Source organism: Leclercia sp. M50 (genome assembly GCF_037150775.1).
Taxonomy (GTDB): Bacteria; Pseudomonadota; Gammaproteobacteria; order Enterobacterales; family Enterobacteriaceae; genus Enterobacter.
This window is the reverse complement of record NZ_JBBCPK010000028.1, coordinates 1-12,205: the sequence shown is the minus strand read 5'-3', so window position 1 is coordinate 12,205 and position 12,205 is coordinate 1. Positions and strand designations below refer to the sequence as shown.

Sequence of the window (12,205 nt, the reverse complement as noted above, 5' to 3'; positions counted from 1 at the left end):
GATCCGCCAGGCAAATGTGATCCTTTTCTCCTTTCTTCGAAATTTGCCCGCTCAAAGCGTAGACAAACCCCGGTTATGGCGCTGCACTCCCTGCTAAGGGGCCGACTAACGGCACAAGGCAGCAATAGCCAACGTCGGGTGTTTGTAGTGATCGGGGATGGTGAACTGGCCGAGGGCAGTAACTGGGAAGCCGCGCTCCATGCTATTTTTTCTGCTGGTTGTAACCCACTGGGCGGCTCCAGTCATCGTCATACTTGATATTCCCTTCGATATAAAACCACTCAATTCCTGAATAGGAAATTGCGATATTCTCCATCATTCCTGGCGTGCGAGAACCCGGGATATAAGCATGAGAAGCATTAACTGACATGATCACAATGCTGGTAAGCGTAATTCTGTAAATCTCGTATTCAATGCCAGCCTCGTTGATGTCGTAATAGTGTATTACTGCCTTTTGCAGCCGCTTACTTTGGCAGACTGCAACCGCAAAATATGGCGAGGTGTTATCAATCTCTTTGTGCAGGGTAAAAGCGTTGTGTTCGCGTGAACCCATAAGTTTACCTGTGTTGCGGCATGTGTTCTGGTACACACCGTAACTGCTGTTCATAATTTCAATTGCACCCTCACGGTCCAGCGCCATACAACTGCCTTTGATCAGCTGTCCATTTTCATCATAAAGATACATATAAGCTGGTAATGACATCGTTATTTCCCTTATTGATTACTTGAGACGTTCCAGTCATTGTCGATAAAGAACACGTAGCGATAATTTGAACCATTAAGCGTGTACGACACGCCATAGGTATAACCCGGCCTAAGCATCAGGTTTAAACAGGAGTCTGGCCAGGAGAGAGCAACGTGCTCATTAGTAGCAAATTCTTTGTATTCTCCACCCTGCATTGAAGAAATGTTATAGCGACTCAGGACATCGGTTTTATCCACCGAAAAGCAAACATGCCCCTTATCAACGATGATCGAGCGCCAGGGGGCTGCACGATCGCCTTTACCACATCCGACAAGGGTTACAGATAACAGAATCAAGGATAAGTAGCGTTTCAATGCGGGAAACTCCCAAGCACTTTCTGATATCGAGCGATGAGTCTGAGGGTAGGCTCTGACGGGTCATAGTTTTTGAGGCGATACAGGTCGTTTCGATTACCGAATCCATATGTTTTCAGCAACCAGTAATCACTCACGATACATGCCTGATTTTCTATGCCATAGTCCATCAAATTTGGTTTATTAAGATCATAGTTGTAATCAACAGCCCATGAGAATGCGCCACGCGTTCTTACCATCATCCCGCGCTGGTGTTGCCAGACATGCATCATTTCATGCAGAAATATATGCTGACCGCCTATACGATCATTTTTGACGTGTGGCTGTGAAAAATCAGGCTCATACACCCCTTCCTGAAAATATATTTCGCCGTTTGGCGCCATGGCGACGTTGTTCGCCTGCATATTGAAAGGAAGATAGCTGCTGCGGTGAATCCATACTTCGTTATAACGAATACTGAAAGCGTAGAGCGTGCGAGCCAGATTAATTTCACCAAGGGTCAATAACCGCAGACCTCCGCGATTTATTTCATTCGACATTTTATCCCTCCAATAAGAAGGATTTATCATATCAACGGTTTAAAATTGTACAATTGTTTATGTGCTGAATAAAAATAGACAATACATTGGTCTCGTTTATCATATTTCATATCGCTAAGCGTTAAACAGAGCACCTTTCTATTTTTTCGTTAGCATAGCTAATATTTAAACAATTCATATTGGTATTTAAACGGCCCATTAATCCGGCATGACTGAGGTCAACATGTTTTATTAGTCTGCCTTCGTAACCCTTTGAAATAAAAATTACTACAATTGCCTTAGGTCTTGCCAAATCATTTTCTCTAAAGCTTTTTACAGCCCTGATGTTGACCGGCGACCCTACACGATAAATGTGTCCTTCTGATTCTTCACCCTTAATTCCCCTCTCGACGAGGATCATTCTGAAACAACTGGCGTAAAAACAGTATTACGCAGCGGTATGGCGCACCACGATGCGTTATTCCGCTCCGCCCGCAGGGCAATCACCTGTGGTCAGGCGCGGATGTGCGCCAGCTCCATGCCGATGACCGGGTCTTCTTCCGGGCAAATGTGATCCTTTTCTCCTTTCTTCGAAATTTGCCCGCTCAAACCGTAGACAAACCTCCTGACTGGGCATATCTTACATAGCATGAATAATAAATCAGCATTGAATATATATTCAAAGCGGTTATAAATCCCTGCTCTGACAGAGAGAACAGGGAAATAACTTACCCGGCTGGAATAATTATTCACAACAGATTATAAATTCAGGAGGTATGTTATGAATCCGTTTTCGCTCTCCATCGCGGAGCTCGAAACCCGGGCGCGCTCGATTCGTCGCCGGATCATCGTGCTGAATGCCGAAAGCCCGGCGGGAGGCCACACCGGGGCCGATCTGTCGCAGGTCGAACTGCTCACCGCCCTCTACTTCCGCATTCTGAACTGCTCCCCTGCGCTTCAGGATAGCGATGAACGCGATATCTATATCCAGTCGAAGGGCCACGCGGTGGGCGGCTATTACTGCGTGCTGGCCGAGGCCGGGTTTATCCCCGTTGAGTGGCTCGCCACCTATCAGCATGCCGACTCTCACCTGCCGGGCCATCCGGTGAAACATAACACGCCGGGCATTGAGCTGAATACCGGCGCGCTGGGGCATGGTCTGCCAGTGGCGGTCGGGATCGCCCTGGCGGCAAAACGCAACAACAGCGCGCGCCGGGTGTTTGTGGTGACCGGCGACGGAGAGCTGGCGGAAGGCAGCAACTGGGAGGCCGCGCTGGTCGCTGCCCACTATCAGCTGGATAACCTGTTCATTATCAACGACAAAAACAACCTCCAGCTGGCGGGCTCCACAAAAGAGATCCTCAATACCGATCCGCTGGATGAGAAATGGAAAGCGTTCGGCCTGGAGGTGACCACCTGCAACGGCAACGACATGGCGGACGTGGTCGCCACGCTGGAAGGGCTGAAACCCAACGGCAAACCCCATGTGGTGATCGCCCACACCACCAAGGGCGCGGGAATTTCGTTTATTCAGGGACGGCCTGAATGGCACCACCGGGTGCCGAAAGGGGAAGAGATTGAACTGGCGCTGGAGGAACTGAAAGATGAGTAATAGCGAACACCTCGCCACGGTGATGGTGAATGCCTTTATTGACGCCGTTGAACGCGGCGTGGACCTGGTGCCGGTGGTGGCGGATTCCACCTCCACGGCGAAAATTGCCCCCTTTATGCAGCGTTTTCCGGGCCGCCTGGTCAACGTCGGCATCGCTGAGCAGACGCTGGTGGGCGCCGCTGCCGGTCTGGCAATCGGCGGCAAGATCGCCGTCACCTGCAACGCCGCGCCATTTTTGATCTCGCGGGCTAACGAGCAGATCAAAGTCGACATTTGCTACAACAACACCAACGTCAAGCTGTTCGGCCTGAACGCGGGGGCCAGCTACGGCCCGCTCGCCAGCACCCACCACAGCATCGACGATATCGCCATCATGCGCGGCTTCGGCAATATCGAAATTTACGCCCCGTCGAGCCCGAACGAGTGCCGCCAGATCATCGATTACGCCCTCGATCATGTGGGCCCGGTCTATATCCGTCTCGACGGGAAAAACCTGCCGGAACTGCATGACGACAGCTACCGTTTTGCGCCGGGCAAGATTGACGTCCTGAGCAGCGGCCACGACGTGGCGCTGGTGGCGATGGGCTCGACGGTACATGAAATTGTGGAAGCTGCTGCACAACTCGCGGAAGAAGGTATTGACGCCACTGTTATCAGCATTCCATCTATTCGTCCCTGTGATACCCAACAGCTGCTGACCGCTCTCGCCCCGTGCAGGGCAGTGGTAAGCGTCGAGGAGCATAACGTCAACGGCGGCGTCGGCAGCCTGGTGGCGGAAGTGCTGGCCGAAGCGGGATGCGCCGTGCCGCTGAAACGGCTGGGGATCCCGGATGGACAATACGCGATTGCTGCCGACAGAGCGTCAACGCGGGCACGCCACGAGATTGATGTCGCTGGGGTGGTGAAGCACGCCCGGGAAATGCTGACGCGACAGGTTTGCTGAAAATAACAACAACATCTTACTGGAGAGAAAAGCAATGTCCCGAATTCCTCAACAACTGACAATGGGCGTGGTCATCGGCAACCGGGGGTTCTTCCCGAGCTATCTGGTAGCGGAAGCGCGCGAGCAGGCGATCGCCCTCTTTGGCCGTCTGGGTATTAACACCATTATGCTCGACCCCAGCCAGACCGAACTCGGCGGCGTGGAGACCCGTCAGGATGCGAAAGCCTGCGCCGAGCTGTTTCGCGCCCACCGCGACAGCATTCACGGCGTGGTGGTGCTGCTGCCTAACTTTGGCGATGAAAAAGCCATCGCTGAGACCCTGCGTCTTTCCGGCCTGAACGTGCCGGTGCTGGTCCAGGCCGAGGAGGACACCCTCGATAAAAGGGGGCTGGCAACCCGCCGCGACAGCTTCTGCGGCAAAATCTCCCTGTGCAACAACCTGCGTCAGTACGGCATTCCTTTTACCCTGACCACCCAGCACGTCTGCGCCCTCAACGGTGAGGTGTTTGCGCAGGATCTGCAGCGTTTCGAACAGGTCTGCCGCGTGGTGAGCAGCATGCGCGGCGTGCGCGTGGGGGCAATCGGTGCCCGTCCGGCGGGCTTTAACACCGTGCGCTACAGCGAAAAATTGCTCGAACGCCTCGGCATCGCCGTGGAGACGCTCGACCTGTCAGAAGTCTTTACCCGGATCAAAACCCTGCGCGATGATGATATCCGCGTGGATGAAAAACGGCGGATCCTGATCGACAACGCCGACGCCAGCCGCATTCCGGCCGACAAGCTGGTGACCATGGCGAAGCTGTTTGTGGTGATCAGCGAGTGGGTGGTCGCCAACGATATCGACACTACCGCCATCCAGTGCTGGACCTCGCTGCAGGAGAACCTCGGCATCAACGTCTGCTCGATCATGAGCGTGATGTCCGGGCAATTGATGCCGAGCGCCTGCGAGGTGGACGTGATGGGCGCCCTCTCTATGTACGCCCTGGCCAGCAGCAATATGAACCCGGCCTCCATTGCCGACTGGAACAATAACTTCGGCGACGAGCGCGACAAGTGCGTGCTGTTCCACTGCGGTAACTTCGCCGCCGAAAGCCTTGAATCCCCGCATATGGGCACCGCCGACATCATCGGCACCACGGTCGGGAAAGAGAACACCTGCGGCGCGGTGCATGGTCGTCTGAAAAGCGGGCCGCTGACCTACTTCCGCCTGAGCACCGACGATCTGACCGGGGAAATTAAAGCCTACGTGGGCCAGGGCCAGTCGGTGGACGATCCGCTCGACACGGTGGGCTGCCGGGCGGTGATCCAGGTGCCGCATCTGGAGAACCTGCTGAACTGGATCTGCCGCAACGGTTTTGAGCATCATGTGGCGATGAACCACTCCGCCAGCGCGGAGATCCTGCATGAAGCCTTTACCCGCTACCTTGGCGTCTCAACTTACCTTCATCGTTAAGGCTGGAGGCCGCTATGTCGGTGAACAAGGACATTATCATCGCCCTCGACGAGGGCACCACCAATGCCAAAGCGGTGGCGCTGGATGCCAGCGGGCATGTGGTGGCGAGCTTCTCCCGGGCGCTGGCAATCCAGACGCCCCACGAAGGCTGGGTTGAACAATCCGCCGACCTGCTGGTGGAGGCCTCTCTGGAGGTGGTGGCCCGCGCATTGGCCACCGTCGGGGTAGAGAGAGTGGCGGCGCTGGCGATCAGCAATCAGCGTGAAACCGTGGTGGGCTGGGAGCGGGCAACGGGCAAACCCATTGCCCCGGCGCTGAGCTGGCAATGTTCCCGCACCGCGGCCTTTTGCCACCAGCTGCGTGAGCAGGGCCACGGCCCGGAGATTAGAGCGGCCACGGGCCTGCCCATCGCGCCGCTGTTTTCTGCCTCCAAAATGCGCTGGCTGCTGGACAACATCCCTGATGGCGCAGCGCGTGCCGCCCGGGGTGAGATCTGCCTCGGCACCGTTGACAGCTGGCTGCTGTGGAACCTGACCCAGGGGCAGGCGTTTAGCTGCGATTACGCCAACGCTGCCCGCACCCAGCTGATGAGCCTGCACAGCGCCGACTGGGACCCGCAGATGCTGGCGCTGTTTGGCATCCCCCGCGCGGCCCTGCCGGAGATTAAACCCTCCAGCGGTCTGTTTGGTTACACCCGCGGCGGCCCCTCCATTCCGGACGGACTGCCGGTGATGGCGATGATCGGTGACTCTCACGCCGCGCTCTTTGCCCACGGTCTGGGGGCGGAAGGCTGCGTGAAGGCGACCTACGGCACCGGCTCGTCGGTGATGGCGCCGGTGGCCTCCGCCCGCAGCGAGGTGAGCGCCCTGGCCACCACCGTGGCCTGGCACGACGGCGATACGTTAGTCTATGGGCTGGAGGGGAATATCCCCCACACCGGCGACGCGGTGGCGTGGATGGCGGACAGCACCGGGCTAAGCGAGCTGTCGCAGGCGGAGCTTATCCATGAGCTCAACACCCTCCCCCGCTCGGTGGACTCCACGCTCGGCGTCTATTTTGTGCCGGCGCTGACCGGCCTTGGCGCCCCCTGGTGGGATGAGAATGCCCGCGGGATGATCCACGGCCTGAGCCGCGGCGTGAAGCGGGCGCACCTGATCCGCGCGGCGCTGGAGTCGATCGCCTATCAGATTGCCGACGTGGTGCAGGCGATGCGCGCCCATCCGGGCTTTACCCTGAATGCGCTGATGGTGGACGGCGGGCCGACAAAAAACGACTGGCTGATGCAGTACCAGGCGGACCTTCTCGGCTGCCCGGTGATGCGCAGCGACGTGGCGGAACTTTCAGCGATGGGGGCGGCACTGCTGGCGCGTAAGGCGCTGTTTAACCTGACCACCGCCCAGCTGCGCCAGTATCTGCCGGAGCATGTCACCTTTACGCCGGACATGGCGCGTCACGCCCGGCTACAGACCCGCTGGCAGGCCTGGCAGGAGACGGTTGCCCGGGTGCGGCGGTAAAAATGCCCCGTCTGGTGATACGCCAGACGGGGCACGGTTTTTCGTTACTCACTCCGCACGTCAGCAAGAATTTTCGCCATCCACACGCGGTCTATTGCCCCCGTATCATAATGGGCGAGGGTAAAAACCTGGGCCTGGTTCATCATTAGCGCCAGTTCGGGGGTGATATTGAAACTTGCCGCCACTTCATGGCGCTCAAGTCCAGGCCGGCGCTTACGACGTTCAACACGAAAGCGCAGCTGGTTATATTTTGCCCAGGCGATCAGCGCCAGATCGATAAGACAGGCCACCAGCAGGTAGATACTCAACGTACTGAGCGTGGTGTAGAAAGGCCTGGTCCCCATAAAAGGATCATGTTCAATCGCGCTTATCAGACCACTGTAAATCAGCCAGCTAAACCCCAGCCAGGCAACGATCGTTAACAGCAAATCCAGCGCGCGTGGAAACAGCCGTTGTTCAGTAAAAATTAATGGTTGGATCATGGTTTTAATCTCCCAATACCGCGATCGGGACTCACCCAACGCGCTCTGCTGCGTTTACGGCGCAGCATCACTTTCGGGAAAGCCACAAGCGTAGTGAACAGGCTCAACATCCAGTACACCACCGGAAACCAGATAACCCAGAACAGTGACGCCGCAATACCTTTCTCGTAGCGTCGTTCAATAAACAGACTGACCGCGAACTGCAACAGACAGACCACGCCCAGCATCAGGCCAGTAAAAGCCGGTGGGAAAAGGTGCTGAACATATAAAGAATCGGGCATCGGAATAAGCAGCCCGATGAGAAACAGCAGGATGCTGACGGCATAGGCAAAGGCCCATGCGGTTGACATACAAAACTCAAGAAACAGAGGCCACATGCGCCGGTACTCCCAGCTCCACAAGCGACGCATATTGACAATAAACACCTCCGCGCCCCCCTGCGCCCAACGCAGACGCTGCTTCCAGAGCCCCTTCAGCGTCTCGGGCATCAAAATCCAACACAGCGCCCGAGGTTCGAAGAAAATTGACCAATGGCGCAGCTGTAACTTCCAGCTGATATCAATATCTTCCGTGATCATATCCGGGCTCCAGTACCCCACCTCTGCCAGGGCGCGACGGCGAAAAGCGGCAATGACGCCGGAAACGGTAAAGACCTGACCATAAACGCGCTGGGTACGCTTGATGAGGCCGATGATAGATGAAAATTCCCCCACCTGGACTCGCCCAATCAGCGTTGAACGGGTACGGATACGCGGATTACCGGTCACGGCCCCCACGCGAGGGTGATTGAGCAGCGGTGCGACCATATACACCGCCGCATCTCTGTCCAGCAGCGCATCACCATCAATACACACCAGAAAGTCACTGCGCGCCGCCGCGGCACCTGCCTGCAGGGCGACCGCTTTTCCCTGGTTTTCCGCCAGGTGAATCACCCGCAGCCGCGCATATTTACTCGCTAACTGATCCAGCACGGACGCGGTGTTATCGATAGAACCGTCATTGATAGCAATCACCTCTATATTTTCATAACGTTGCGCCAGCGCCGCTTCAATAGTCTCACGTGCATTCAGCCCTTCGTTAAAGCAGGGCACAAGAATAGAAATCAGCGGATTGCCTGCGAGTACAGGAGGCGGCGTGCCCGGCCCCCACGGCCAGTGGCGCTCGCGGTGAAGCCAGAAATAAAGCCCACCGCTTATCCAGAGAGCCGACATAAACAGCGGCCAGAAAAAGACGAAATTAAGGATCACTTCACCGGTAAAAATCACCGCCACGCCGAGCGGAAAACTGAACATCAGGCAAAGGATCAGGAAGGCGATGAGGCGATCGGTCATTTTTGCGGATACCAGTAGGAGGAAAAAGCAGAACGGATCTCTGCCATCCGGGGTTGATCGTTAATGAAATCGTCCGGGTAGTAGCCATAGTTTCCGGCACCGCTCATCTTGAGCTGCCGCATCCACCCGTTAAGCATTTCACCGCTAATAGCGTCCTGCCCTGCCCCCTTACGCCAGTCCCGCGCCTGAAGTTCAAAGACCGTTTTATCCAGCGCGCCAGGGAAACGGGCGACCTGCCCGACGAGTCTGTCCAGCCAGGCATTGGCCTCGTTGACCGGGACATTTTCCATCAGCGGCATCGCCATCGGGGCTGTCCAGTCGTAGGTGCTGAGAAAATCATTCAGATTCTGCGCAAACCAGGTTTCGCTCTGCGGGTCCAGTACCGGCATGGCGTAAATGTTACGGGCGGTTTTGATCTGCGGGCCGCGCACGGCACGCACGGTTTGCGTGAGCTGTCGGGTAAAATCAATCAGGGCGCGACTTTTAAAGCGCGTCCAGCGCGCCAGCAGTTGCGGATTGGCGCGTATCTCCGCGAGGTTATCCGGGAAGCCTGCTGCACGATAGGCTTTGAGTGCATCCGGGGAGGCATCCTCAAAGTCAGTCAAAAAAGCGTCATCATGGAACAGGATGCCGCTGAAGTTGGCATGGCGCGCCAGGTCCTCGTAGATGTCGTTGATTCTCTGCCGGGCAACCGCATTCCAGGGTGATAAGCGCAAATAATGGCGGTTATCTGGCGCAATGCGTCCGGTGTCTGGCGACCACGCCGCCACGCGAGGCACCGAGGAGTCTAACCCAAACGCCAGTACCGGCATCCAGGCGTAAACCTTCACCCCGGCACGGGTCTGCAACTGCCAGGAGACGAAGTTAAACAGATCCGCCCGCATCGGTAGCCAGCGACTGCGGAAATAGAGCGCATTGACGTTGCCGTCCCCTTTCGGATCGGCATAGGCCTGTAAGAAGACATGGGTGATCTTCATATCGAAAACACGCTGGATGAGCAGATCGATATTTTTACGCTGTTGAGCCTGGTTTTTGTCGTAGACATAGTCGAGATCGACATGCATAACCCGCATGTTTTCAGGTTCTCTGACCTGAGCTATCTGGCTGGCGAAGCTACGCAGCGAAGGGTTGTTGGAAATCAGCACCCGGGGAACGTCTTCCAGCCTGGCGGCATTCGCCAGCCCCTGGTTCAGGGTGAAAGCCATCTGGTAGCCCTGCTGATGCGCAAGCTTCAGCGTTGTTCCGCTCGCCGCACCGTAGGGCCAGACCCAGGCGCGCGGTGCTTTCCCGGTGACCTCTTTGATTTTGCCCGTAATACGCGCCAGGTCGGCATTTATACGCTTTTCAAACTGCGCATCCGTTTCGTACTGCCCGCGGGTTTTATCGTAGAAACGGTTAGCGACTGCGGGCTCCTGACTGCCTTGCGGATTGGCCTGATGACCGTAATGGGATGCCCAGGTGTGCGCACCCACTTCCACGAGCCCCGACTCGCTCGCCTCGCGTACCATCTTCCAGGTGGCAAATTTTTCCCGCGGCGTCTTGAGTCCGCCAAAATCCACCAGCGAATGTTCCGGTGCATCCACCCAACTGCCGACTGGCGCCCACAAAGCAGGCCATCTGAACAACCGAAGCAGCGGCAGAACGCGTGTCGAGAAGCTACTGTATCCATCATCAAAGGTCAGCATCACCGCCTTTTCCGGCAAGGTGCTTTTTCCTGCATGGGCATCCAGCACCTGCTGCACGCTAATCGGGTGGTAGCCGTTATCATGCAGCCAGGCAAACTGATCGTTCAGGGCGCTGGTGCGCACGGAGAGATAGCGCTGATCGGCGGCGCCGTCCTCCACGTCGTGCCAGGCCAGCACAAGAAAGCTGTTTTTGGGCCAGGGCTGGTCCGCATAGAGCGCCGGCCGTTCGGCGGGAGGAAGATAACGCGGTGCCGCGGCCAGTACACACATGCTCATCATCATCCACCCGACGATTACCCTCGCGGCGAGAAGCCATCGTTTCATCATGAAGCGCCCTTAAAACCTGACATTCAGATCAAATGCGAGGGCAATATTGCGCTCCCGCTTCCCGTCGTAAGGACGCTTATCCCAGGTCAGTTTCACCCCGGCATCCACTACGTTATTCCATTGAATACGTTGCCCGTAACCAAACTGATTGATGGCCCCAGCGCTGTACCCTTTTTGCCAGTAACTGCCCGCCCCCGCTTCAAACTGCTGCTTCCAGACCGTGTCGTAATGGCGGTACAGCACCTGTTCGGCGCGCCGCCCTGCCCCCCCCGGAAGCTCACGCTTGGGGTTGTTATAAGGCACACCCTCTTTGCTGTTATGGCTGCCGCTGATGCCAGGAATAAAATCCAGCGTAAAACGTGGCGAGGTCCAGAGGCGTTCTTTACCGCTGATGCCATACTCCAGGCGATCGTTGCCGTCGGTGAAATGGGCACCGAAAAGGGAAAGTTGATATTCCCGTCGTTCGTTCTGATACCAGCGTAACCACAGATCGCCACCGTTGGCGTTTACCCCATTGCGCAGGGCACGCAGCGGCGTGTTACGGGATAACCGCTCCGCCGAGCCGCCGACCCGCCAGCTGTCGCTGAAATCGTACCAGCCGGAGAGGCGTCCGCCGATTTTCTGATCGGTGTTATCGTTGCGCCCGGAGATCTCCATTTCGGCCCAGCTATTCCTTGACGTCCATTCCGCGCCCGCCAGCAGGTCCCGGCTTATTCCCTTCCCCTCCTCAAACTCGCCGCGGGCAAAGTTGTAGCCGGTAAACAGTCGCCAGTTCTGGTTAACAGGCGGGCTATAAAGCGCAGTGTTGAGGGTAAAATCATCTTTGCCGCTGACCGGGTTGTCGGATGAGATGCCCTGAGATCCGGCTATCCGCAGTTCCGCTTTGTTATGCACCGCCATCAGTCGTTCGAGCTGCAACGTGGCGGCATCATCCGGGCTGCGGGTGACCACATCTTTTGTGAGTTCCTCAGCCTGCTGCCACTCCTGTAGCTCCATGGCCGTCCATGCCTGTTGCCTTTCCAGCGCCAGGTTGCTGGGTTCAATGACTTCGGCAAGCTTAAGTTCGCGCTCTGCGGCACGCGGTAATCCTCTCGCCAGCAGCACTGAGGCATAGGCAATACGCAGTGCCTGGTTACCCGATCCTGTGCGCGCCAACCGCTCCGCATGCTTCTCGGCTGCGGGCAAATCATTAACGGCCACCAGATATTCGGTTTGTAAGGTTCTGGCCAGCAGCCAGTTGTCATTGGGCTGCGGCGTAGGAGAGCCATAGATCTTTCGCAG

At 56.7% G+C, this 12,205-nt stretch carries 12 protein-coding genes and 1 pseudogene; 5 read left to right on the top strand and 8 right to left on the bottom strand.

Annotated features, from left to right (window positions below; all coding sequences use genetic code 11):
- Nucleotides 1–105: 105 nt before the first annotated feature.
- A pseudogene (locus WFM46_RS09075) lies at nt 106–204 on the top strand (transketolase); the annotation flags it as partial.
- Here WFM46_RS09075 and WFM46_RS09070 read toward each other — a convergent pair.
- The 4 genes from WFM46_RS09070 to WFM46_RS09055 form a co-directional block, all read right to left on the bottom strand.
- Nucleotides 203–703 (bottom strand): Hcp family type VI secretion system effector, encoded by a 501-nt coding sequence (locus WFM46_RS09070; protein WP_336997466.1) that lies wholly within the window; start codon nt 701–703, stop codon nt 203–205. The pseudogene WFM46_RS09075 and the gene WFM46_RS09070 overlap by 2 nt on opposite strands.
- 11 nt (nt 704–714) lie before the next feature.
- On the bottom strand, nt 715–1,059 hold the full coding sequence (locus WFM46_RS09065) for a putative T6SS immunity periplasmic lipoprotein (protein WP_336997465.1): 345 nt from the start codon (nt 1,057–1,059) through the stop codon (nt 715–717).
- The gene (locus WFM46_RS09060; RefSeq protein ID WP_336997464.1) at nt 1,056–1,598 is read right to left on the bottom strand and encodes a type IV secretion protein Rhs; all 543 of its coding nucleotides are present in this window, start codon (nt 1,596–1,598) and stop codon (nt 1,056–1,058) included. The genes WFM46_RS09065 and WFM46_RS09060 overlap by 4 nt, the downstream gene beginning before the upstream one ends.
- Before the next feature lie 121 nt (nt 1,599–1,719).
- On the bottom strand, nt 1,720–1,998 hold the full coding sequence (locus WFM46_RS09055) for a hypothetical protein (RefSeq protein ID WP_336997463.1): 279 nt from the start codon (nt 1,996–1,998) through the stop codon (nt 1,720–1,722).
- 360 nt (nt 1,999–2,358) lie between these two features.
- On the opposite strand from WFM46_RS09055, the gene WFM46_RS09050 reads away from it, so the two are divergent.
- The 4 genes from WFM46_RS09050 to WFM46_RS09035 are packed head-to-tail and all read left to right on the top strand — an operon-like array spanning nt 2,359 to nt 7,099.
- Entirely contained in the window at nt 2,359–3,189 is an 831-nt protein-coding gene (locus tag WFM46_RS09050; protein ID WP_336997462.1) for a transketolase, read from the top strand.
- A complete protein-coding gene (locus WFM46_RS09045) occupies nt 3,182–4,132 on the top strand; it encodes a transketolase family protein (protein WP_336997461.1) in 951 nt (316 codons plus the stop codon). Before WFM46_RS09050 ends, WFM46_RS09045 begins: the two co-directional genes overlap by 8 nt.
- A gap of 34 nt (nt 4,133–4,166) precedes the next feature.
- Nucleotides 4,167–5,585, top strand: coding sequence for an L-fucose/L-arabinose isomerase family protein (locus WFM46_RS09040; RefSeq protein ID WP_336997460.1), 1,419 nt, complete (start codon nt 4,167–4,169; stop codon nt 5,583–5,585).
- Between the two features lie 14 nt (nt 5,586–5,599).
- Nucleotides 5,600–7,099 (top strand): FGGY family carbohydrate kinase, encoded by a 1,500-nt coding sequence (locus WFM46_RS09035; protein ID WP_336997459.1) that lies wholly within the window; start codon nt 5,600–5,602, stop codon nt 7,097–7,099.
- A gap of 44 nt (nt 7,100–7,143) precedes the next feature.
- On the opposite strand, the gene pgaD is transcribed toward WFM46_RS09035, so the two are convergent.
- The 4 genes from pgaD to pgaA form a co-directional block, all read right to left on the bottom strand.
- Entirely contained in the window at nt 7,144–7,581 is a 438-nt protein-coding gene (gene pgaD, locus WFM46_RS09030) for a poly-beta-1,6-N-acetyl-D-glucosamine biosynthesis protein PgaD (RefSeq protein WP_159339756.1), read from the bottom strand.
- Nucleotides 7,578–8,912, bottom strand: coding sequence for a poly-beta-1,6-N-acetyl-D-glucosamine synthase (gene pgaC, locus WFM46_RS09025; RefSeq protein WP_180210761.1), 1,335 nt, complete (start codon nt 8,910–8,912; stop codon nt 7,578–7,580). The genes pgaD and pgaC overlap by 4 nt, the downstream gene beginning before the upstream one ends.
- On the bottom strand, nt 8,909–10,924 hold the full coding sequence (pgaB, locus tag WFM46_RS09020; protein WP_336997458.1) for a poly-beta-1,6-N-acetyl-D-glucosamine N-deacetylase PgaB: 2,016 nt from the start codon (nt 10,922–10,924) through the stop codon (nt 8,909–8,911). The genes pgaC and pgaB overlap by 4 nt, the downstream gene beginning before the upstream one ends.
- Before the next feature lie 9 nt (nt 10,925–10,933).
- On the bottom strand, nt 10,934–12,205 hold a 1,272-nt coding region (pgaA, locus tag WFM46_RS09015), incomplete at its 5' end, for a poly-beta-1,6 N-acetyl-D-glucosamine export porin PgaA (RefSeq protein ID WP_336997457.1).